This window comes from Saccharospirillaceae bacterium, assembly GCA_022448365.1.
Classification (GTDB): Bacteria; Pseudomonadota; Gammaproteobacteria; order Pseudomonadales; family Oceanobacteraceae; genus Bacterioplanoides.
Map to the genome: position 1 here is coordinate 598,843 of JAKVCS010000003.1, position 22,977 is coordinate 621,819.

General features: G+C 49.1%; 18 protein-coding genes. 9 read left to right on the forward strand and 9 right to left on the reverse strand.

Annotated elements, in window-relative coordinates; translation table 11 throughout:
- Window positions 1-19 precede the first annotated feature (19 nt).
- The 4 genes from arsC to MK185_06390 are packed head-to-tail and all read left to right on the forward strand — an operon-like array spanning window position 20 to window position 1,844.
- The gene (arsC, locus tag MK185_06375) at window positions 20-370 is read left to right on the forward strand and encodes an arsenate reductase (glutaredoxin) (GenBank protein ID MCH2040243.1); all 351 of its coding nucleotides are present in this window, start codon (window positions 20-22) and stop codon (window positions 368-370) included.
- Complete coding sequence (wrbA, locus tag MK185_06380; protein ID MCH2040244.1) at window positions 367-984, forward strand: NAD(P)H:quinone oxidoreductase; 618 nt, start codon at window positions 367-369, stop codon at window positions 982-984. Before arsC ends, wrbA begins: the two co-directional genes overlap by 4 nt.
- Window positions 981-1,373, forward strand: a complete 393-nt coding sequence (locus MK185_06385) for a DUF2069 domain-containing protein (GenBank protein MCH2040245.1) — start codon at window positions 981-983, stop codon at window positions 1,371-1,373. Before wrbA ends, MK185_06385 begins: the two co-directional genes overlap by 4 nt.
- 24 nt (window positions 1,374-1,397) lie before the next feature.
- Window positions 1,398-1,844, forward strand: coding sequence for a YtoQ family protein (locus MK185_06390; GenBank protein MCH2040246.1), 447 nt, complete (start codon window positions 1,398-1,400; stop codon window positions 1,842-1,844).
- Window positions 1,845-1,901: 57 nt separating this feature from the next.
- Here MK185_06390 and MK185_06395 read toward each other — a convergent pair whose 3' ends face one another.
- The gene (locus tag MK185_06395; GenBank protein MCH2040247.1) at window positions 1,902-2,132 is read right to left on the reverse strand and encodes a hypothetical protein; all 231 of its coding nucleotides are present in this window, start codon (window positions 2,130-2,132) and stop codon (window positions 1,902-1,904) included.
- 133 nt (window positions 2,133-2,265) lie between these two features.
- Here MK185_06395 and MK185_06400 point away from each other — a divergent pair, with 133 nt between their 5' ends.
- Window positions 2,266-4,578, forward strand: coding sequence for a methyl-accepting chemotaxis protein (locus tag MK185_06400; protein ID MCH2040248.1), 2,313 nt, complete (start codon window positions 2,266-2,268; stop codon window positions 4,576-4,578).
- Window positions 4,579-4,614: 36 nt separating this feature from the next.
- On the opposite strand, the gene MK185_06405 is transcribed toward MK185_06400, so the two are convergent.
- From MK185_06405 to MK185_06420, 4 genes are all read right to left on the reverse strand, one after another.
- Entirely contained in the window at window positions 4,615-5,100 is a 486-nt protein-coding gene (locus MK185_06405) for a DUF4136 domain-containing protein (GenBank protein MCH2040249.1), read from the reverse strand.
- Window positions 5,101-5,738: 638 nt separating this feature from the next.
- Window positions 5,739-6,920, reverse strand: a complete 1,182-nt coding sequence (locus MK185_06410) for an ammonium transporter (GenBank protein ID MCH2040250.1) — start codon at window positions 6,918-6,920, stop codon at window positions 5,739-5,741.
- Between the two features lie 655 nt (window positions 6,921-7,575).
- Window positions 7,576-9,018 (reverse strand): exodeoxyribonuclease I, encoded by a 1,443-nt coding sequence (gene sbcB / locus MK185_06415; GenBank protein MCH2040251.1) that lies wholly within the window; start codon window positions 9,016-9,018, stop codon window positions 7,576-7,578.
- Window positions 9,019-9,070: 52 nt separating this feature from the next.
- Entirely contained in the window at window positions 9,071-10,042 is a 972-nt protein-coding gene (locus MK185_06420) for an alpha/beta hydrolase (protein ID MCH2040252.1), read from the reverse strand.
- Between the two features lie 179 nt (window positions 10,043-10,221).
- On the opposite strand from MK185_06420, the gene MK185_06425 reads away from it, so the two are divergent.
- Window positions 10,222-12,933 carry a DUF349 domain-containing protein gene (locus MK185_06425; GenBank protein MCH2040253.1) on the forward strand — a complete coding sequence of 904 codons (2,712 nt, stop codon included), beginning with the start codon at window positions 10,222-10,224 and terminating at the stop codon, window positions 12,931-12,933.
- Between the two features lie 167 nt (window positions 12,934-13,100).
- Here the strand turns inward: MK185_06425 and tusA are convergent, their stop codons facing one another.
- The 3 genes from tusA to MK185_06440 form a co-directional block, all read right to left on the reverse strand.
- Window positions 13,101-13,349 carry a sulfurtransferase TusA gene (tusA, locus tag MK185_06430; protein ID MCH2040254.1) on the reverse strand — a complete coding sequence of 83 codons (249 nt, stop codon included), beginning with the start codon at window positions 13,347-13,349 and terminating at the stop codon, window positions 13,101-13,103.
- Window positions 13,350-13,370: 21 nt separating this feature from the next.
- On the reverse strand, window positions 13,371-14,567 hold the full coding sequence (locus MK185_06435; GenBank protein ID MCH2040255.1) for an MFS transporter: 1,197 nt from the start codon (window positions 14,565-14,567) through the stop codon (window positions 13,371-13,373).
- 195 nt (window positions 14,568-14,762) lie between these two features.
- A complete protein-coding gene (locus MK185_06440; protein ID MCH2040256.1) occupies window positions 14,763-16,049 on the reverse strand; it encodes an acetyl-CoA C-acetyltransferase in 1,287 nt (428 codons plus the stop codon).
- Window positions 16,050-16,373: 324 nt separating this feature from the next.
- On the opposite strand from MK185_06440, the gene MK185_06445 reads away from it, so the two are divergent.
- Both MK185_06445 and MK185_06450 read left to right on the forward strand, forming a co-directional pair.
- A complete protein-coding gene (locus MK185_06445; protein MCH2040257.1) occupies window positions 16,374-17,792 on the forward strand; it encodes a 3-oxoacyl-ACP reductase in 1,419 nt (472 codons plus the stop codon).
- Window positions 17,793-17,954: 162 nt separating this feature from the next.
- Complete coding sequence (locus tag MK185_06450; protein MCH2040258.1) at window positions 17,955-20,159, forward strand: EAL domain-containing protein; 2,205 nt, start codon at window positions 17,955-17,957, stop codon at window positions 20,157-20,159.
- Window positions 20,160-20,168: 9 nt separating this feature from the next.
- On the opposite strand, the gene MK185_06455 is transcribed toward MK185_06450, so the two are convergent.
- Window positions 20,169-20,363, reverse strand: coding sequence for a tRNA (uracil-5-)-methyltransferase (locus MK185_06455; GenBank protein MCH2040259.1), 195 nt, complete (start codon window positions 20,361-20,363; stop codon window positions 20,169-20,171).
- 61 nt (window positions 20,364-20,424) lie between these two features.
- Between MK185_06455 and hrpB the strand changes: the two genes are divergently transcribed.
- A complete protein-coding gene (hrpB, locus tag MK185_06460; protein ID MCH2040260.1) occupies window positions 20,425-22,890 on the forward strand; it encodes an ATP-dependent helicase HrpB in 2,466 nt (821 codons plus the stop codon).
- The last annotated feature ends 87 nt before the right edge of the window (window positions 22,891-22,977 follow it).

The following is a 22,977-nucleotide window of genomic DNA, read 5'->3' on the forward strand; positions in this document are numbered from 1 at the left end:
AGCCACAGGACGCCTTAGCATGAGCGACATTAAGATTTACCACAATCCACGCTGCTCAAAATCCCGCCAAACACTGGCGCTACTGCAAGAAAACGGCATCGAGCCGGAGGTTATCGAATATCTCAAGCAGGTACCAGCCGCTGACGAGTTGAAAGCCCTGTTAGCCAAACTGGGAATGACTGCGCGTGAATTGCTGCGCACCAAAGAAGAGGCCTACAAGGAACATAACCTGTCCGATAACAGCCTATCCGATAACGCCATCATCGCAGCCATGGTTGCCTCGCCGAAATTGATTGAGCGTCCAATTGTGGTTAACGGTGATGCAGCTCGTATTGGACGTCCACCGGAACAGGTTTTGGAGATTATCTGATGGCTAACGCACCTTATGTTTTAGTACTGTATTACAGCCGCCATGGTAAGACAGAAGCGATGGCACGCCAGGTGGCACGAGGGATAGAGCAACACAGGGGGATGACTGCTCGACTGCGGACCGTACCTGATATATCTCCGAATACTGAAGCGATATCATCGCCAGTGCCGGATTCGGGCGCCGTTTATTGCTCTATCGATGACCTGAAACACTGCTCCGGTCTGGTAGTGGGTAGCCCGACCCGCTTCGGCAATATGGCCGCACCATTAAAGTATTTCCTCGATACGACTTCTAATCTTTGGCTGACAGGTGCCCTGATCGATAAGCCGGCCGGTGCATTCACCTCGTCTTCTTCGTTGCATGGTGGTCAGGAAGCAACCCTGCTTACCATGATGATACCGTTGCTGCATCACGGCATGGTATTCGCGGGTATCCCCTACAGCGAAGCAGGGCTACTCACTACCGAGTCCGGTGGCACGCCGTATGGCAGTAGCCACTGGTCAGGCTCAGATAACGACAAAACCCTGAGTAAAGCAGAGACCGACTTATGTCAGGCCCAGGGTCGTCGAATCGCCAGATTGGCAGGTCGCTTAAGCACAGAGGACATCGCATGAAAACGGCAGAGAGCCGTAACACCCGTTACGCCTACTCGATGATGCTCTCTAGCTATGGGGCAATCATCTTGATTCTATTGCTTTCCACTTTCAGTAACCCACCGCAAAACATCGAATCAACACTGACGTTTGTTTTAGCCGGTAGCGGCATCTGGCTGTTTAAGGTCTTACCATTAATGCTTTTTATCCCAGGCTTGATCAAACGCGCGCACAAGGCCGCAGCGTGGTTAAGCTATGTGAGCATGCTGTATTTTATTCTCGCTGTGTTACTGGCTTTCACTCCAGGCGCTTCGATCTGGGGCTGGGGTTTGGTTCTGGCGAGTCTGATATTATTCATCAGCAGTATGCTATTTACCCGCTGGAAAAAAGCGGACGAAAAGAACACTTAATATATTAATAATTAGGAATAAACCGTGAAATTATCTGTATACCTATCGGGCGAAATCCACACTGACTGGCGCGATGATATCGCCCGAGGAATCGAAGAAGCAGCACTGCAAGTGACTTTAACTGGTCCAAACACGAATCATTCCGCTTCCGACGACTGCGGAGATGAGATTCTTGGTAAAGAAGAAAATAACTTTTGGAAAGATCACAAAGCTGCAAAAGTAAACGCCTTGCGCACCCGCAAATTAATTGCCGATGCCGACATCGTCGTGGTTCGCTTCGGTGATAAATACAAACAGTGGAACGCTGCGTTTGATGCTGGCTACGCAGCGGCACTGGGAAAATCGTTGATCGTACAACATGATTCTGCGCTGACGCATCCATTGAAGGAGGTTGATGCTGCAGCGTTAGCGGTATGTGAAACACCACAACAGGTGGTAGAGATTCTCAAATACATCAATAAAAACGGATAAAGAACCGCGGCCACTGCAGTCTTTCTGGTGTCAAACTGCAGTGACCGCGAGTACAGCTTATTCGTCGTCCCAGTCGCCATCCGTTGACTCGTCAGCGATTTCGGTAACCACCGGCTCATCGCACTTAATACACTTCCCTTCGATATAGATCACACCATCCAACTCATATTCCTGCGGCTCTTTCATACCAAGATCGGCAGCCATACAGCTGTTACACCAGGTCTGGGTCAAAAAGTCATTTCGATCCTCTTCAGTGCGGGCAAAAAAATCGCGTTCTTCGCGGGACATAGTCATCTTCTCTCAATTGAAACGGGTTGTATGTTACAAAACTTGCTTAGATTCAGCATGCAAACTACCAAAACTATTCTAATCTGTAGTAGTGAGGATGAAAACCAGAAAACCGTTAGCCGACAGAGCAAATATGAAAGTTAAACATCAGGTTATTGCAACCGTAACAGTCACAGCCGTACTTGCCGTTATTCTGAGCGTACTGATCAGTAGCAATATTGCGATGGAAAATGCTCAAAAAAGTGCACAGCAACAAGTTGAACAGAGCCTTATTAGTCGCCGGGATCTTAACAAAAGAAGTATTGAGCGTTATCTCAGCACTATAGAATCACAAATTATCACACTGAGCAAAAACCCAATGATTGAGCAATCAGCTCAATTGATGAGCGATGCTTTCTTCAACTTTGACGAACAGCTATCGTCGCAACAGAACAACTCGCTTCAGTCTTTCTACAATCAACAGTTTGAGTCCAACTTCCAACGAGTTAACCAGGGGAAAAGTGCAAACCCGCAGCAAATTCTCAATCAGCTCAGTGACATAAGCCGCTCTTTACAAACTGAATATATTGCGCAGAACCGCAATCCACTGGGTGAGAAAAACCAGCTCATTTCGGTAGCCAACAATACGGAATATGATGAGTTACATAAAGCGCTACACCCGTATCTGAACGAGTTTTTACAGCGCTTTGGATACTACGATATATTCCTCATTGAACCAGAGAAAGGTCACATTATTTATTCCGTCTTTAAGGAAATCGATTACGCAACTTCGCTGATAACGGGACCATTTGCCAATTCAGGACTGGCCGAGGCTTATCGGAAGGGGCTTACAGCGGGGAATGGAAATGCAAAATTTATTGACTTTAAACCTTACCTCCCCTCCTACGGGGCACCCGCCTCCTTTATGTCTACCCCCATTTACACCGACAACGTACTAATCGGGGTATTGGTATTTCAAATGCCGGTTGATGAAATCAACGCCATTATGACAAACAATAATCAATGGAAAGACGTTGGTTTTGGAGAGTCGGGAGAGAGCTATCTGATTGGTCAGGACGGTACATTGCGAAGCCAAAGCCGCTTCCTGATTGAAGATAAAGCGGGTTATATTCAGGCGCTCAGCAACGCTGGGCTTCCTTCCACACTGGTTACAGAAATAGATGTGCGTGGCTCTGCGATCGGCTTGCAACCCGTTACTACAGAAAGCGCCAATGCTGCACTCTCGGGTCAAACCGGTGTCGTGCACATTAAAGGCACCCGACAGGTAGAAGTATTGTCAGCCTACACTTCCATCAATTTTCTTGGTACGCGCTGGGCATTAATCAGCGAAGTTGAAGAAGCGGAAGCGTATGCCAGCGTAATAGCCATGACGGATAAGTTGGTAAGTAGCTCTATTTTGGTTGCGCTTATAATCACAGCATCAGTAGTAGCGATTGGTTTTTGGGTTGGTGCACGCGTCACAGCACCGATCGACGTATTTATTGGAAAAATCAAAACCATCGCCGATGAGCGCCAGCTTGACGCCAGCTTCCGGGATCATGGTAATGATGAATTTGCTCAACTCGGTAAAGCGTTGAATCAACTGTTTAGCCAACTGGCAGGGTTTTTCCGCAATATGAAAGATACCGCCGATACCCTGAGCCGCAATTCTAACTTAATGAAAGAAACAACAGGGCGCACCGTTGATCAGGTTCATAAACAGAACGAGGAAGTAAATTCTGCCGCCACAGCCACAACCGAAGTCAGTGCATCGGTAGCAGAGGTCGCAAACCATGCCGAGTTGGCTTCCGACAGCATGAAAAATACACGTAACCGGGTAAAAGACAGTCAGGATATGTCGCGCCTGGCGCGTCAGACTATCCACCTGCTCAGTAAAAATATGAACGGCGCAATCCAGGATCTGGAAAAGCTGGAACAAGAAAGTCAAAGTATCGGAGCAGTTTTAGATGTAATTCAGACCATTGCAGAACAGACTAATCTACTGGCTCTTAATGCCGCTATTGAAGCCGCACGAGCCGGTGAACAGGGCCGAGGGTTCGCAGTAGTTGCCGACGAAGTACGCACACTCGCCAGTAGAACCGCACAGAGCACCGATGAAATCCGCGATAAGATTCAGTCTCTGCAGTCTCAAGTAAGCGCTGTTCAACATTCGGTCCAGGCATCCCAGGCAGAAACGAAAAACAGCATGGAGAAGGTAGAAAATACTGCAAACCAAATGGATGAAGTTTCACATCTGATCGATCAGGTTGAAGGGATGAGTACGCAAATTGCAACGGCCGCAGAGGAACAAAGTGCAGTGACTTCTGAAATCGATAAAAATGTCATTCACGTAAAAGATCTATCAGATGGAATCCTCGAAGCAGCATCGGAAATTCAGGAAGCCAGTAACGAACTGGATCAGATGGCTGGTGACATCAACGATAAAATCAGTGAGTTTCGCTTCTAATGTTGATGAGAGGGAGGGGCGTCTAATGCCCCTTCTCTATTCAAAGTTGGAGAAAATCTTAATAAATTTTTCATTTATTTGCTGCTGAGAATGCTCTTCGCCATCTATTCGAGCTGAACCACTGGTCAACCAAACTGAACGCTGTTTCTCTGCGTCATTAATATTGATAACCATTTTAGCGATGGTTTCGGATTCAATATCATGTTGCGTTCGGGTACCCAGACCTTGCGGATAAAAATGCAGGTTTAATGAGTTGATATTCCGAATACCTACACCATATTCGATCAATAACTCACCACCCTGCTCAACGTGACGCAAGCCCTTTTTCTCCAGTGCATTTTTAATCGCTTTGCCAACTTTCGCCATTGCCGGCATATTCAGTCCCCGGGCATTCTGAATCGCCTTCATAGAAAATGTCTGGTAATCGGCAGCGTGACTATCTGGTGCCTGGCGATACTGCAAAACCTGCGTTGTAGAACAAGCACTGAGCATTCCCAGTATCATCAGTAAGAGTATTTTCATGTAGATACATTCCTGTTTCGAGTCAGTCATCACAGCAAACACTGAACAATTTCTGCCTCATCGTTTGAAGTTTCGACTCATTAGTTGTAAATCCGTGGCAGGGCTATTTTTTCCCGCCGAATAAACCAAACCAAAATAACCCTTCGAATACCAGACCCGCGACGAGAAATAACACCCCGCCCTGCGGTATACCAAAGGCATAACACGCAATTGCCGCAAAAAGGCAGACAAGGACGAATACAAAACGTTTTATAAAGCCCATCCGTTAGAACTCCGTAAGTGAAGTTCAAAGAGTACGCCTTAATATCATGCGAAGAAAACGATTATCGGTAAAGAAGTGATAGCCAGCCATTCCGTATGAACAGAGCGCAACACACGCTGTTTAACATCGTTGACCGAAACCTGAGATCAGGCTTATGAAGGCAATAGAATCACAAACGGTGTCGATAATACGATGCTACCGGGTTAAAACCATCAAGTAAGTTGTTATGTGCCGTGGTAGCGAGAAGCGTAACTCTGCCATTGCGCTCAATCATCAGCACAATATGAGGGTGTAAACCCAGGATCTTGAAAAAAACGATTAAAACCCCCCTGCAGATCGCTCTCCAGGGGGTCGGTAGTGCCATCAGGTATCGAGCTTATTCAGCGTCGCTGGTTGCACCGATTTTATGAATCGAAAGATCAGCACCGTTGTATTCTTCCTCTTCATCCAGACGAATACCGGATACCGCTTTCACGATGCCGTACACCAGGAAGCCACCAATCAACGCCACCAGGATCCCCGCAATTGTACCCACCAACTGAGACATAAAGGTAACGCCTCCCAGCCCACCAAATGCTTCAGTACCAAAGATACCAGCAGCGATGCCGCCCCATGCGCCACACAGACCATGCAGCGGCCAAACACCCAACACATCATCAAACTTAGGGAATTTGTTCTGTACCAGAGTGAAGATAAAGACAAACAAACCGCCAGCTACACCACCAACAAACAAAGCACCAATTGGGTGCAGCAAATCAGAACCAGCACACACAGCAACCAGCCCCGCCAGCGGTCCATTATGGATGAAACCAGGATCATTTTTACCAACGACCATAGCCACAACAATACCACCCACCATCGCCATGAGACTGTTAACAGCCACCAATCCTGAGATTCCGTCCAGTGTCTGAGCAGACATGACGTTAAAACCAAACCAACCAACGGTAAGCACCCAGGCACCCAACGCCAGGAAAGGAATATTAGAAGGTGCGAAGGCAACAACACGACCATCACGGTAACGGCCTGTACGGGAACCCAATAGAGCAACGGCTGCAAATGCGATCCAGCCACCCACACCGTGAACCACGACTGATCCGGCGAAGTCATGGAACTGAGCACCGAAAGTCACTTCTAACCAGCTCTGGAAACCGTAATTACCGTTCCAGATCATACCTTCGAAGAAAGGGTATACAAAAGCAACCGTCAGAGCAGAGGCAAGCAGCACCGGGTAGAACTTAGCGCGCTCGGCAATACCACCGGATACGATCGCCGGAATCGCGGCAGCAAAGGTCAACAGGAAGAAAAACTTAACCAGTTCATAGCCATTGTTCTCAGTCAGTTCGGCGGCACTTGCAAAGAAGTCCATACCGTACGCAATTTGATAACCGATAAAGAAATATGCCAGAGTCGAAACGCCAAAATCCGTGATGATTTTTACCAGAGCGTTAACCTGGTTCTTGTGGCGAACAGTACCTACTTCCAAGAAAGCAAAACCAGCGTGCATCGCCAAGACCATGATGGCACCTAACAGGATGAACATGGTGTTCGCGCTCTGCATCAGAGTTTCTACCGCGCTGTTAATACTGGTTACGTCAAGATTATCCACTTGAGTTCCTCTTAGTTTTTGTGTTGTTCCGAGCCTGACATCGGAGTCCGCCCGACTCATTTTGGTGCCTTGCCAATATCATTACGAAAGCGCCCTGCATTAATGCAGAACAAAGCCAACAAACATGACATTGGCATAATTGGCAGCTTAGTGGCTGCGTATTAGCAGATTGCATACCAATTTTGTCATGATTGTCGCTCCAGAAAGAGATGTTTTATCCAAATGGGGCTGTAAGACCAGTGAGCACGCGACTTTAAAGGCACTAATTGAGTGCAAATAAATTTCTTAACAACGAAATAACTCAGAAGGCTGTTGGATAACGGTGCAGCCAACCATGCAGTAAAGCACTAATACCGTGCCCTAAAAGGCTAGAAAGCACCACAAAGGTGCGAAAATAAAGAAGAGGGAAGTCGCCGTGGAGGGGTAGAGCCTCTCTGCTTGTCGTCACTGAAAGCATAATGTGAACGGTTTTGCAGTCAGGCCATCCTATCATGACCAATGTGCATCCACACACGAGAGCACCTGAGATTCCACCCCACTCTGTGGCATTGGGGTGTAACCCTGATGGGTTTGCGCAACCCATCAGACTCTCTGTTATAACCAGACTTTAATAATCGGTATACGGAAAAATGGACTCTGCGTATAACTGCAGATCCTGAATCCATTGTAACTTTTCCGGATCATTCATCACTTGTTGCGCCGCCAGCTGCAGCTCATGGGCAAACTTTTCGTAATTTAAAAGTGGTGAACCGGCCACACCCTGTATTAAACGTGCCTGTCGATGTTGCTCCCAACGTTCACGCTCATTTTCACTGAGGGTGTCAGGGTAATTACGCGCCCGGTAACGAAACAACATTTCCTCACCGCGCGGATCGGCAAACGGTGCGGGCCAGTCCGCCAATTCCCAGTCCGATAAGCGATGCAAATCATTCATCGCACTTTTGTCCTGAGCCGAAAAGAAACCACTGTACAAACGGGCATCAACATCTGCGTTGTCGGCAAATTCACCGCGACTGAACACCTGATGCAGTTTAGCGGTTAAATCGGCTCCGTTTTTGATCAGAGACAGATGTTGGCGCAATGTATCGCCGGATAAACCCCAGCGCTCTGCCTGATCAGGCGTCAGTGTTTTTGCTGGTGCAACCACAGGGGACTTATTAATGTGAATTTCTTTCAGCGGTAAACGAGTCATGCCATCCGGCATATCCGCTGCCCTGGTGAACACACGTTGCTGAATGTCTTCAACACTCAGATCGAAAAGTGGCGCGGGATCCTGATGCAGATCATAAACAATGACACTGTTTTTGTTGCTCGGATGCCAACACAAAGGGACAACAACAGCCATACACCCCTGCTCTACCGCGAACATGCCAGAGATATGCATCAATGGCTTATGGCTCTGTACATCAACCAGCGCCGCAACTTGTTGCTTGGTACGGATCTGGTACAGGTATTGGTAGAGTTTGGGTTGTTTCTCCTTAATCAGTCGCGCCAGTGCAATCGTAGCGCGCACATCAGAAACCGCATCGTGTGCTTTACCATGATCCAGTCCGTTCGCTGCCGTTAAATGCTCCAGTTTAAAACTGATTTTTCCTGCGTCGTTCTCTGGCCATTCAATACCGTCCGGACGCAATGCATAAGCACAGCGGGCGACATCAAGCAGATCCCAGCGGCTATTGCCGCCCTGCCACTCGCGAGCGTAAGGGTCATAGAAATTGCGATATAAAGTATGGCGCGTTACTTCATCATCGAAACGAATGCTGTTATAGCCAGCACTGCAAGTGCCGGGCACACTGAATACATCATTTACTTGGCGGATAAAATCGGTCTCAGGAAGACCTTTGTGCTGACAGTTCTGGGGAGTAATACCGGTAATCAGAATCGCCTGAGGATGCGGCAGATAATCGTCCGCTGGCTTGCAGAACAGCTCTACTGGCTGCTCTATTTCGTTCAGATTTTCATCCGTTCTGATCGCTGCAAATTGCGCCGGACGATCCCATGCCGGGCTGGCGCCGAAAGTTTCGTAGTCGTACCAGACGATACTGCTCACACGTTGTTCCTCAAAGCCACACCAACTGCGCTACTGGCGTGGCAGATTGTAATTAACCGCCTACAGCCGATTTATTCGGCAAAGCAGCAGCGCGGCCGTTTTGCAGGAAATCCGCCGCGTCCCGCGCGGTTTGTAGCGGCAGTTCTTCCATTGGCATATGGCCAACGCCTTCATAAGTAATAACCCGCGCGTTCGGCAAATCCTCGCGGAAACGCTCCATGGTAGTCAGGGGAACCCACTGATCCTCCTCCCCCCACATCAGCAGAGTTGGCGCACGGATTTCTTTAACCCGGTCGCCCAATGCGGGGTTTTTGCTCTGTTCCTTCATGGTGCGAAATACATTAACCAGTCCTTCGCGGTTACCTGGGCGCAATGTCAGGTCATGGTATCGCTTAACCAGCTTTTCACTGACCTTGGTTTCATCACCGTACGCCTCGTGAACATTTGCTGAGACAATAAACCGCGGCATCATCAGGTTACTCATTTCACCAATCACAGGCAGTGCCGCAAAATTCATAATAAATGGCATATCCTGCGGATAACCTGCCGCGTCAATCAGGATCAATTTTTCGACCAGGTCCGGGCGATGCAAGGTGTAGTTCCAGGCAATGTAACCACCGAGAGAATTACCCGCCATAAACACCTTACGAACACCAATTTTGGCCAGAAACTTGTCGATCTTATCGACCATGTAGCCAATTTCATAACGTTCAAGCTTTGGGTCAGGGCCGGTCAAGCCATGGGCAGGCAAATCAATGCGAATAATACGATAGCGATCTTTTAATTCCTCTACCCATCCATCCCAGGTATGCAACGAAGACGCAACGCCATGTAATAACACCAGTGTTGGCCCCTGGCCTTCATCACGATAATGAATAACGAGGTCATCGACTGCGAGAAACTTCGAACTGTCGTCGGTGTAATTTCGGGTCAACTCTGACAATGGACGAGAGCCAATACCCATGGATGCACAACCTGTCATGATCAGCAGGCTGAATATTACGAGAATTTTGCTAATTTTCATGCGTTTCCCCAAGCGCTTTTATTATTGTCTTTGGTATATGCAGCGGTTTGTTTTTGTTTATAGGGCGCGACTTTACCACAGACTGCCGGCGAATGTATCCGTTCCTGCTCTTCCCCTTTGGCCCTCGCCCTGTAAAATGAGGCGGCTTTTTTATGTGACATCTGCAACGGAATCCATCGATGGCTTTATTCAGTAAGTACTTCAAACCAAAGTGGCAACATGACAACCCGGAAGTTCGGCGTAAAGCCATCGCAGACCTGAAACCGGGCGAACAATTGTTAAGTTACATTGACTCCGAAACCGTTGCCGAACTGCGGCAGCTTGCTATCGCCCGCATCAGCGACGAGCAGGAACTCGATAAATTGTTATCCCACAGCAGCAAAGATGTGCGTGAGATGACCCGCAAGCATTGGTTACAGCGCTTGCTTTCTGGTCATTCTGATTTCTCGCAAATCACTGACAACAATACGTTAATACGCATTGCTTCGTTGACTGACGATCAACAACAACGACTGCAGGCCATCGAGAAAATTACAGACCAGCAGCAACGCCTGATATTGGCCATGAAAAATCCGGTTGCTAAGGTTCGGCTGGCGGCCGCAGAAGGTATTGATGATACCGATAAACTGCAGCAATTGATGAATTACGCCCAAGGTAAAGACAAAGCCATCTACCGCTTATGCAAAGACCGTCTGAATGCCGGTAAAGCCGAGCGTGAAGCGCAGCAAGCGCTGCTTGAAAAGATTACCGGTCTGTTGGCCAATGTTCAGCAACTGAACCGCTTGGGTTACAACCCAGAATTCAATGGCCGCTTTCAGGTATTGAGCAAAGACTGGAGCAGCCTCCAAGATGCGGCCAATGCAGAGCAAATCAGTCAGATTAACACCGAACTGGCTGTAGCCGCCGCGACACTGCAGCAGCACGCAGAAGAAGAAATCCGTCAAGCTGCGTTAAAGGAAGAAGCAGAACAAGCGCATCAGCAGCAACAATCGCTGCTAATACAATTACAAGAGTTATTGTCACAAACCAGTGTCTCAGTTCCGTCTGATTTACACGACCAGATCACCAGCCTGGAGCAAAACTGGAGCAAAGCTAACAATCATCAAAAAGCTGACACCGAACAAAGGCGCCAATTTGAAAACCAGCTGCAACAGCTGTTGGCGATACAAACCACACTGAGCCACCTCAACGAGAATCAACGTGAATTACAAGAATGGCTGGAGCGGAAACTGCCTTCGGACCTGCGTGGTTTAACAAACGTCCGAAAACAGGCACAGCGATGGCAAAAACAGTTGCAGTGGCCAACCGCCGATAATACTCCTGAGTGGGTAAAGCAGATTACTAAAAAGCTGGATGAAGCTGATACCCAGTTACAAGAATTGGCCAAACAACAACAGAGTCGCCTGCAAACCATCGACCAACAACTGGTGAAATTAGAAAAAGCACTGGACGAAGGTCATGCAAAGGACGCCAGCAAAATTAATCAGCAGCTGATCCAAAACCTGCGTCAAGTCGATAATAAAGTTGCAGCCAGTCAGCAACGTCTGGCCAAGGCTCTGGCCGCGCGCCTCAATGAAATGCGAGATTGGCAAGGGTTTGCCACAACCCCGAAAAAAGAAGCGTTGTGTCAGGAGATGGAAGCCCTGGTTGATGCAAACATCGATCCAGCAGATCTGGCAGAAAAAATCCACGACCTGCAAGACCAATGGAAAGCCCTGGGAAGCAGTCAACCCGATAAAGAACTGTGGCAACGCTTTCAGGCTGCCGGCGACAAAGCCTTTGACCCTTGTCGTGAATACTTTGCAGAGCAGGCAAAAACGCGGCTGCAGTTTATCGAAGCGCGCCGAACTCTGACGTCAGAGTTACGCAGTTACGAACAACAAATGGATTGGGCCAGTGCTGATTGGAAAGTGGTTCAGAAAACACTCGATGCTGCGCGGGAAACATTCCGTAGTTATTCTCCCGTTGATCGCGCTGCTCATAAAGACACCCAGAATGATTTCCACGCCGCTTGTGATGCCATCTATGCGCATCTGAAAGCAGAATACGACCGAAATCTGAATGCGAAACAAGCGCTGACCGAGCAGGCACAGCAGTTGATTGAACAGCAAGATCTGAGTGCTGCGATTGAATCGGTTAAGCAGCTGCAACAAAACTGGAAAACCATCGGTGTAACTCCACGTAATCCGGACCAGAAGTTGTGGAAGCAATTCCGCAGCCATTGCGATGCAATTTTTGCCCGGCTGGATAATGAGAGAGCACAGAGAAAAGCCGAAATCAACGATGCTGTTGTTGGCGCAGAAGCACTGATAAAACACGCGGAAGCATTGCTTGCAGAATCATTCGACAGCAACGCAGCCGTCTCTGCTGCACAAACGACATTAGCCGGAATCAAACAGCAATTCAGTGATATTGAACTGCCGAAAAGTGCCCATCAGCGTCTGCTGAAAAAGCTACAAAGCTGCGAGAAATCCCTGAATGATCATCGCCAGGATTTAAAGCAAGCCGCAGAGAAAGCGCGCTGGAATGGTCTGATCGATCGATTGCAAGCCATTGCAGCGCAAGACCAAGTCGCTTTCGAAGCTGCCGGGGATTTACCGGCGGGCTACCGGTCTGAATTATTTATTCAGGCGATGAATGGCGAACTGACTGCAGAGAACAGCGATGCTCAAGCGATTGTCATTGCGATGGAAGTGCTCGCAGAGGTTGATTCACCCGCGAGTGACAAATCGCGGCGGATGGAGTTGCAAGTCCAGAAACTGGCCCAGGGGATCGGTAACAACCAAAGCAAAGATACCGAGCGCCAACAGTTGGTCGAGCAATGGTTAAATTCTCAGGTGGATGATCAGCTTCAGAGTCGCTTTATCAATGCGTTAAAAGCCAGCCTGTAACGATCGTAAAGAAACCCAACAAAAAAGCCGTACTTTCAATAAGTACGGCTTTTTTGTTGCCTGCATTACAGCGGTCATAATTCAACCGTCAGGGAATTCCGGTACATTACCGGCAAATCAATTGAGCCAGTCGTTGAATTGTGACTGATCAACCATTATTTGATCAACTACTCCTCATCCGACTGTTTGCAGATCAGAAAACGATAAACACCACTAACCTCTTCACTGACTAACATCTCCTGATCGAGGAAATTACAGAACTTCAGGAAATCACGCCTGGTCGATGGGTCCGTTGCCTGAATTTCAACCACATCACCGATCTGCATGTCGCGAATCATATTGTGTAGCATCATCACCGGCTCCGGACAAAACAGACCTTTCGCATCAAGATGATGGGTAATTTTCACATCCTTCATGGCTTAAACAGAACCCGCAGATTATTTTTGAACAGACAAAATCAAATGTCGCTGAACGGCTCGCCAGACAACAAACAAAGCAACAATACAGAGAACGGCCGATAACATAAAGTGGCCATCATATCCCAACGCTTTGGCACTAAAGCCCGACAACGAGCCCGCAATCAAACCTGCAATAACCACCACACAGCTCTGAAGTGCATAATCGGCTGCCGCACTGTGCTCACGACAGCGATCCATCATGACGGTAAACAGGGCCGCTGTTGCCATGCCCCCGGCGATGTGTTCCAGTATGACCGCCAAATAAATATGGAGCATATCCTGACCGTTGATTCCGAGGTAACTTAACAAAGCAAAGGTTTCAAATAACAGAAAACCCAACAAAGCAGTTTGCCGCCCCACTTTACTGACTAACCAACCCCCCACCAACGCACCGAATAATCCGGCGGCAAAACCAACCGATCCAAGAATCAACCCCATTTGTTCCAGCGTAATTCCAAAATCGAACAGCATCGGCCGAATCATCTGGGTACCAAACGCATCGCCGAATTTGAACAGGAAGATCATCAGCAACCACAACCAGGCGCCTGGTTCTTTAAAAAATGCCAACCATAACGGCCAAACCGGTTGGTCATCCACCACGTGCGCTTTTGGCGTAAAATTCCACAATGGCAAGGTACCTAATACCATCATGGCAGCCAGCAGCAACAGAGCGCCCTGCCAGCCGAATACGCCAAACAAGGACACCAGTAAACCACCTGCCAGCACCATTCCGATACGGTAACCGGCGACCTGAACGCCATTGCCGATACCACGCTCTGCGTCATTCAGGTTTTCTACCGCCAATGCATCGGTAGCAATATCCTGCGTGGAGATAAATAAATTGAGGCAGAAAATTAATAATGCAAAAGTCACCATCCCTTGTTGCACCCAATATTCCACCGGCGTCAGCGCCAGAATCACCAGCAAGATGGCAGCGCAATAGTTCATCAAAATAATCCAACTGCGGCGATATTCATCTCGGAATAAACTGACTTTATCCAGTAGCGGTGCCCACACAAATTTCAGTGCCCAGGGAAGCGCCAGTAACGACAATAAGCCGATAACGGTAAGGTCCAGGCCCTGTTCGCGCATCAATACCGGCATTGCCTGACCAAAAAAGCCATGAGGGAGGCCTTGGACAAGGTAGAGAAATATCAATGCGATCCATTTTTTCATTCGACATATCCGATCGTTGCAGAACTGAGCTGGAGACAGGCAATGATAATAAATTGCGAGCATAAAAAAACCCGCGCTGTAGGCGGGTTTTCAGCGTACCTTTTCCGCAATGAAGCACGGGGTTAGGTATCTAGTGGTGAGAGTGCAGGTAAACCTGCGGGTCCCCAGTTGCCCGGACACCCATTCCCGGTGTGATTAATCACGTTCCAGAATAGCAACAGCGCCCTGACCACCTGCCGCACAGATGGAGATCAGACCACGGCCAGAACCTTTTTCTTCCAACATTTTTGCCAGAGAAGAAACAATACGACCACCGGTGGCTGCAAATGGGTGGCCCGTAGCGATCGAAGAACCACGAACGTTCAGCTTGCTGCGATCAATAGAACCCAAAGCAGAATCACGGCCGAGGCGCTCTTTACAGAATTTCTCGTCTTCCCACGCCTTCAAAGTGGAAGCAACCACACCCGCGAACGCTTCATGGATTTCGTAAAAATCAAAGTCCTGCAGCGTCAGACCAGCACGGTCAAGCATGTTAGATACTGCGTAGGCTGGTGCCATCAGCAGACCCTCCGCGTCTTTACCAACGAAGTTAACTGCAGAAGTTTCGTAGAAGCTCAGGTAAGCACGCACTGGCAGGTTGTGCTCTTTTGCCCACTCTTCAGAGGCCAGCAGCACAACAGAAGCGCCGTCCGTCAGCGCCGAAGAATTGGCTGCTGTCAGCGTACCTTTACCAGATTTTCTATCGAAGGCTGGCTTCAAGGTCGCCATTTTCTCGAGGTTAGGTTCGCGCGCTGAATTGTCTTTATCCAGCCCCTGGAACGGCGTTACCAGATCATCGAAGAAACCATCTTCGTAGGCTTTCAGCAGGTTAGTGTGAGAGTTAAAGGCAATCTCATCCTGCTCTTCCTGACCAATGCCCCACTCTTTAACGGTGATTTCAGTATGCTCACCCATGGACATGTTGGTGCGTGGCTCACCATTGCGAGGAATCAGTGGCGCCAGATGCTTAGGACGAATCTTAGAAAGCAGTTTCAAACGCTCACCGGTGGTTTTTGCACGGTTCACGTCCAGCAGAATTTTACGCAGGCCTTCAGAAACACCAATCGGCGCATCAGAGGTAGTATCGGAACCACCTGCAATACCGACATCGATATGACCCAGAGCAATTTTATTCGCAACCTGCATACACGCTTGCAGGCCAGTCGCACAGGCTTGCTGAATATCGGTCGCCGGAGACATAGGGTCCAGAGAAGTGCTCAACAGAGTTTCGCGCGCCAAGTTGAAATCGCGGCTGTGCTTGATGACGGAACCAGCGATGAATTCGCCAATTTTTTCACCCTGTAAATTGTAGCGATTAACCAGACCGTTCAGTGCTGCAGTCAGCATGTCCTGGTTAGAAGCATAAGAATAGACAGTATTGGAACGAGCAAATGGGATACGGTTACCGCCAATAATGGCAACGCGGCGTACAGTCTGGGTCATGTGTTAATCCTAAATAAAAACCAATAACCTGGCAGAACGATCACTCTCTGCCTGAAGAACACAGCAGTCTAGCCTCCTGTATAGAGCAGGCATTGGCTGAACTGACAGTCAGCTTGGTGGCTCAGGTCAATTTAACTACTTATAGATGTTGCTGTAATCTGCCAACCCGGATATCGGCTTCAGATTCAGCCATCCGGATATGAACAGGCGCCGGACATCGCGCCAGGATTTCAAGACGATTGAGCAACACACAACCGGCCATATTTTCAGCCAACCGTGAACGTCTTATTTAACCAGATAGCAACTCTTTAACGGAAACGTATCATGAGTAACTTTTACGAAACCATGCTGAACAACAAAACCGGCCGCAGCCTTCTTAAAACCGTTGGTTTACCGACACCTATTGATCTGAAGCGCTACCGTGCCGATCAGGAAACGTACTTTGAAGGCAAAGTGCTGGTTGGTGCGTCCGAAAATGCCGCTCTGTTAAACGACTTGATGCGTAACCTGGCGGCTTCTAAGGCCACTGTGTGCTTCCCGGCTAACGCCTACACAGCGGCCGCGATTGTAGCGGCTGCCAACAAAGCTGGCGTAAAAGCAATTGGGGTTGAATGTTCCAAGAATATGACAGATAAGTTCGACGCCTTTGTTTTTGATGCGTCGGGCTTCCAGGAGGCTTCTGACCTGGATCAACTTTACACCTTCTTCAACCCGGTCATGCGCAAGCTGGCCAGCAACGGTCGCGTAATTACTCTGGGCCGTCCGCATCTGAAAGCAAAAACCGGTGAACAAGCCGCTGCTATGCGCGCATTGGAGGGCTTCTCACGTTCTGTTGCAAAAGAGATTGGTAAAAAGAGTGCAACTTCTCAAGCGGTATACGTTGAAGAAGGCGCTGAAGCCAACATCGATCCGGCCTTCCGTTTTGTTATCTCAGCAAAGTCTGCCTATGTTGATGGCCAGGTAATTACGGTTCGTAAAGCCGAGGAAGTGGCATATCCGGATTGGCACAAGCCACTGACCGGCAAAGTTGCTCTGGTCACAGGCGCCTCACGTGGCATCGGTGAATCCATTGCTCGCACTCTGGCACGCGATGGTGCTCGCGTACTGGGTCTGGATATTCCGCCAGCTGAAGCAGATCTGAATCGTGTGATGGCTGAGATTGGTGGCGAAGCTCTGCTGGGCGATATTTCTTCCAACGAAGCACCGCAGCAGATTTCCGACAAACTGAAAGAAATGGGTGGCGGCGATATTATTGTTCACAATGCTGGTGTTACCCGTGATAAAACCCTGGCGAATATGCCTGAGCACTGGTGGCACATGACCATCGACATTAACCTGTCGGCCGAAGAGCGCATCAACCACGCCTTGTTCGAGCAAGGGACTATCAATGCCGGTGGCCGCATCGTTTGCGTATCCTCAATGAACGGTATCGCAGGACAGGTTGGCCAGACTAACTACTCGGCTTCTAAGGCCGGCGTTATTGGTTACGTTCAATACATGGCCGACGAATTGGCGGCTAAGAACATCACTATTAATGCGGTCGCACCTGGCTTTATCGAAACAGCAATGACCGATGCAATTCCATTCATGACCCGTGAAGTGGGCCGTCGCCTGAACTCTCTGTCGCAGGGTGGAAAACCGGTCGATGTTGCCGAAACCATTGCTTTTTTCGCTAACCCGGCTTCTTCCGGTGTTACTGGCAATGTGGTGCGCGTTTGTGGTCAGTCTCTGGTTGGTGCGTAAGCACTTGTCAGACCTCTGAGTCGTACCTAAACCAGGGCGGATTTCACGCCCTGGTTGCTGCCTCTCCTTTACTTCTGCTTTCTGAAAACGACGCTGTTCTTCTCCACACATTTTCGCAATTCCAGCTAAACTCTGAGTGATGAATTCATTTTAAGTCGTTTTATGACCATCAAAACCACCCGCTCAGACAGCCCTAAAGCTGTGGTTAGCTTAAGCCGCTACAGTCAGATTCTCGAGATTCTGGTTTCCGGACGCTCTCTTTACGACTTGCTGGAAGAGCTTTGCTACCTGATCGAAGATAAACAACCCGGCTGCCAAGCCTCGGTCTTGCTGCTGAGTGAAGATGGAAAACGCCTGACCCATGGTGCGGCTCCCTCGATTGCCAAGCACTACACGGAAGCCATCGATGGTATCGAAATAGGTCACGATGTCGGCAGCTGCGGTTCCTCCGCGTTTACCAAACAACTGGTCGTGGTTGATGACATACAGACACACCCGTTCTGGGAACCTTACAAAGAGATAGCCGAATCAGCCAACCTCAGAGCCTGCTGGTCCCAACCGATTATGGGCCAGGGCGATAAGGTGTTGGGTACGTTTGCTATGTATTACGACCATCCTAATGTACCCAGCAATCATGATCTGCTGTTAATTGTTGAAGCATCTCGGCTGGCACGATTCGGGATTGAATACACCCGAGCCTGGACTCAGGGCAAACTATCGAGTGCGATTGCTCAACATTTACCGATGGGGATGGTGATCACTGACGACAACTTTATCGTCTCAGACGTTAATCCCGCTTTTTGCCAGATGACCGGTTACAGCACCCAGGATGTGATTGGCCAATCGCCGAAGATGCTGTCTGCCTCACAGAATCAATTGCAGCATTACCGTGAAATACTGATGAATTTGCCTGCCAACCGCAGCTGGACCGGCGAGGTTCAGGCGACCCGGCGGAATGGCGAAACCTTCACCGCTGAAATCTGCTTCTCTGCTGTGCGTGGCGTCGATAATAGAATCCTGAAAAGTGTCGCTCTGATCAGCGACATTTCTGAGCGAAAGCGTTCGGAAGAGACCATTCAGTATCTGGCAAATTACGATGTCTTGACCAACCTGCCAAATCGTAACCTGTTTTACGAGCGCATGGGCTGGGCTATTGAACATTGCCGCCGTAAAGGACAAAGCTTCGCCGTCTTTCTGTTCGATCTGGACTACTTCAAAGAAATTAACGATAACCACGGTCACGATGTTGGCGATGAGTTATTGGTCAAAACCGCCAACCGCTTACAGCAATGTTTCAGTAACGCCGATACTACCGCCAGACTGGGAGGAGATGAGTTTGCTGTGATCGTCGCTCAGGACATGTCTGAAACTGAGTTAAACAATCAGGCAGAAAAAGTACTGGAACAATTCGTTAAACCCTTCACTCTGCGTCAGGTGAAAGACTGCCGAATATCAACCAGCCTCGGTATAGCGCGCTTTCCGGAGGATGGAAAAACAATCGAGCAGCTTATGAAAGCGGCCGATCAGGCGGTATACGCCGCTAAAGCCAGCGGTCGCAGTGGCCATGCTTTTTTCACTGAAGCTATGAATCAGGAAGCCAAACAACAGGCTTTGTTACACCAGGAATTGCGTCATGCGGTCGAGAGAGACCAGCTGGAATTGCACTTCCAACCGATAAAGTGTCTGGCAAGTAATAAAATCTCGCAACTTGAAGCGCTGGTTCGCTGGAATCACCCAGACCGCGGCATGATTCGTCCGGATGTATTTATTCCTCTGGCAGAAAAGACCGGCATTATCCGTGATATTGGTAGCTGGGTCAGACACGCCGCTCTCAAACAAATAACGCACTTACAGGCATTAGGCATTACCTTGCCCATTGCCGTTAACCTGTCGACTGCTGAGTTCTACGATAATGAACTGGCGGATCATATTATCAGCCAGATTGATGCTTCTGGTGTTAATCCGGAATTGCTGGTTATCGAAATTACCGAGAGTTTATTTATTCAAAACCAGGCTGATACGCAAAAATTTCTTCGCGAGCTGCAGGCCAAAAATATCCGTGTCGCACTCGATGACTTTGGCACTGGATTTTCATCGCTGTCTTATCTGGCTGCGTTTCCGGTCGATAAACTGAAAATCGACCGCACCTTTATCGATAAAATGTGTGGTGATAATCGTAAACAGGCACTGGTTGACACCATTATTACTCTGGGTCACAGCCTGGGTATGCAGGTCATCGCTGAGGGCGTGGAAGAACGAGAACAGCAGGACGAACTGGTCGCTAAACATTGTGACTGTATTCAGGGCTATTATCTCAGCAAACCGCTCAACGCCAGTGCCATTGAGACGTTTCTACTCAGTCAGTAAGACTGGACATCAACGCTTTTTCCTTGTTTTTTTCTTCCGCAGAAAGTCTTTCACCGGCGTTTTTTTATCCGGCAGAGCATGACTGAAGCGAGCCTTCATTTCATCGACTTTAGCTTCTTTGCGTTCGTGTTCCCGGTCTTGCTTAAACTTTTTGCTGGCTGATGCAAAATCAACCACAGAGACTTTGTTATTTTCTGCCATCATTTTCACCTCATCGTGGTAATAGGCTACCATGCGCGTTTAGTATCGTCTGCTACCCGAGTCCATGAGTCACACTTCTTTACCGATTGATCAGGCAATTCCTGAATTAAAACAAGCACTGAACGATCATGCCAATGTTGTCCTGGTTGCTGCACCGGGGGCTGGTAAAACCACACGAGTTCCGCTGGCGTTATTAACCGAACCCTGGCTACAACAACAAAAAATCCTGATGCTTGAACCCAGACGCATTGCCACCCGCAACGCTGCACGTTTCATGGCAAAACAACTGTCTGAGGAAACCGGCCATACTGTTGGTTATCGTATGCGGATGGAAAGCCGCACGTCAGCATCAACCCGGATCGAAGTCATCACTGAGGGCTTACTAACCCGGATGCTGCAGAATGACCCGGAACTCAGCGGCGTTGGTCTGATCATCTTTGACGAGTTTCATGAGCGCAATCAGCATTCTGATCTTGGCCTGGCACTCGCCCGCAGCAGCCAACAATTATTCCGGCAAGATCTTAAGATTCTGATCATGTCCGCGACACTGGATGAAGATACCCTGGCGCATCAGCTTGAAGCTCCGATAGTACGCAGCGAGGGCCGCAGCTTCGATATTACGACACACTACCGCCCAGCCAGCGAGCCATTAAACAGCCATCGTAATGCCCTGATCCGGCACTGCTGTAACGTTGTTCGAGAGGCAATGCATCATGGCGGGGATATGCTGGTATTCCTCCCCGGCGCTGCAGAAATTAATGCACTGCAACAAGCATTACAGGATCTCGACGCACAGCTCGTGCCGTTGCATGGCCAGCTAAGTGACCAGCAACAGAAACTGGCATTACAACCACAATCACCACACGATAAACAGCAAAAGAAAATTATACTGGCGACTAATATTGCTGAAAGCTCGGTTACGATTGATGGCGTTCGCACAGTAATCGATAGCGGTCTGGAGCGTCGGCAACAATTTGATGTCCGTTCGGGGATAGAACGTCTCGCTACCCGGAATATTTCCCAGGCATCTGCCACGCAGCGCCAGGGACGAGCTGGCCGCCAGGCCGTCGGTGTTTGTTACCGACTGTGGGCTGAGAGCCAGCATCAGACAAGAGCGAAACACATTGCCGCTGACATTGAACACAGCGACTTATCCAGCCTGTTGCTGGCGTTACGTCAGTGGGGAGCGGAAGCCGAAGAACTGACCTGGCTCTCGCCGCCCAATGCGGCTGCACTGAATCGTGCTCGCCTGCTGTTACAGCAGCTCAATATACTGAGTGTAGATTCCAACCTCACTGCGCATGGTCATCGAATTGCCGAATCAGGGCTGGAACCACGCTGGGCGCACAGTCTGATATGCGCGGATCAGCAAGGTTATGGCCGCAGCACGGCTGAGTTAATCGCGTTATTACAACTCAGTCCTCATAAACCCAAACGCAGCGATGATATTGAGAGTCTGATGCAGCAGAGTGCCTCTCAGCTGACGCGACAAGCCGCTAAGTTGGCAAGAAACTGGATTGACACACTGCAGCTGACAGAGGATCACTCTCCTGTTAACCCCGGCAGAGTTATCGCGCTGGCCTTTCCTGATCGAATCGCGCGATTACGCTCTTCGTCTGACAGCCAACAGGCCAGTTATCAACTGAGTTCCGGTGCCGGCGTTGTATTGCAGCCAGACTCAGCACTCGGCAATCACGAATGGTTAGCAATTGCCGAAATTGGTGGTCAGCAAGCCACCGTGCGCCTGGCCTGCAAACTGGTTGCAGAGGACATTGGCCATCTCTTAGAGCAGCACACGTATCTTGGTGATGAACAAATCGTGATTGATTGGCAGAGCAATGGCCAACTGCTTGCAGAGCAACGACAGATGCTGGGAAAACTCACCTGGCAAAAGCAGGCACTACCTGCTCTTAAGCCATCTCAGTGGGATGACGCCTGGAGCGGTTATTTTCGCAGTCACGGCCTCGGTTCGCTACCATGGAACGACAACTGCCTTGCATTACGGCAACGCATGGATCTGGCGTTTCAATCAGATACCCATGGCAATTGGCCAGAGGTCACTGATGACGCTCTGGTCGCTGATCTTGAACAATGGTTGCTGCCCTTTTTACAGCAGACAAGACACCAGAAAGATCTGAAGAAAGTGGATTTATACAACGCTCTGCTATCCCTGCTTGATTGGCAACAGCAGCAGCAACTGGACAAACTGCTGCCAACCCATATTAAGGTAGCCAGCGGCTCAAAAGTGCGGATCAACTACGGCGAAAATCCTCCGGTGTTGGCGGTAAAACTGCAGGAAATGTTCGGTTTTGATGGCCAGCCTGCAATTCTCAACGACCGGTTACCACTCATGATCCACCTGCTTTCCCCGGCGCAACGCCCGCTGGCAGTTACTCAGGACTTATCAAGCTTCTGGCGCAACGGTTACCCGGAGGTTCGCAAAGATATGCGTGGCCGCTACCCTAAGCACCCCTGGCCAGATGATCCACTGGAGGCACAAGCCACTCGATTTACTAAAAAGCATCAATAACCGGGTAAAGGGGTGAACAGTTCTCAAATTAACCATTCGCTACATTTGTTTACGTCTGGCAGCTGAATTAGCTGGCAGATAGCGCTA

Coding starts and splice junctions, on each gene's coding strand:
- arsC (MCH2040243.1), top strand. CDS start 20: ATGAGCGACATTAAGATTTACCACAATCCACGCTGCTCAAAATCCCGC.
- MK185_06385 (MCH2040245.1), top strand. CDS start 981: ATGAAAACGGCAGAGAGCCGTAACACCCGTTACGCCTACTCGATGATG.
- MK185_06395 (MCH2040247.1), bottom strand. CDS start 2,132: ATGTCCCGCGAAGAACGCGATTTTTTTGCCCGCACTGAAGAGGATCGA.
- MK185_06400 (MCH2040248.1), top strand. CDS start 2,266: ATGAAAGTTAAACATCAGGTTATTGCAACCGTAACAGTCACAGCCGTA.
- MK185_06405 (MCH2040249.1), bottom strand. CDS start 5,100: ATGAAAATACTCTTACTGATGATACTGGGAATGCTCAGTGCTTGTTCT.
- MK185_06410 (MCH2040250.1), bottom strand. CDS start 6,920: ATGCAGAGCGCGAACACCATGTTCATCCTGTTAGGTGCCATCATGGTC.
- MK185_06420 (MCH2040252.1), bottom strand. CDS start 10,042: ATGAAAATTAGCAAAATTCTCGTAATATTCAGCCTGCTGATCATGACA.
- MK185_06425 (MCH2040253.1), top strand. CDS start 10,222: ATGGCTTTATTCAGTAAGTACTTCAAACCAAAGTGGCAACATGACAAC.
- tusA (MCH2040254.1), bottom strand. CDS start 13,349: ATGAAGGATGTGAAAATTACCCATCATCTTGATGCGAAAGGTCTGTTT.
- MK185_06435 (MCH2040255.1), bottom strand. CDS start 14,567: ATGAAAAAATGGATCGCATTGATATTTCTCTACCTTGTCCAAGGCCTC.
- MK185_06440 (MCH2040256.1), bottom strand. CDS start 16,049: ATGACCCAGACTGTACGCCGCGTTGCCATTATTGGCGGTAACCGTATC.
- MK185_06445 (MCH2040257.1), top strand. CDS start 16,374: ATGAGTAACTTTTACGAAACCATGCTGAACAACAAAACCGGCCGCAGC.
- MK185_06450 (MCH2040258.1), top strand. CDS start 17,955: ATGACCATCAAAACCACCCGCTCAGACAGCCCTAAAGCTGTGGTTAGC.
- MK185_06455 (MCH2040259.1), bottom strand. CDS start 20,363: ATGATGGCAGAAAATAACAAAGTCTCTGTGGTTGATTTTGCATCAGCC.
- hrpB (MCH2040260.1), top strand. CDS start 20,425: ATGAGTCACACTTCTTTACCGATTGATCAGGCAATTCCTGAATTAAAA.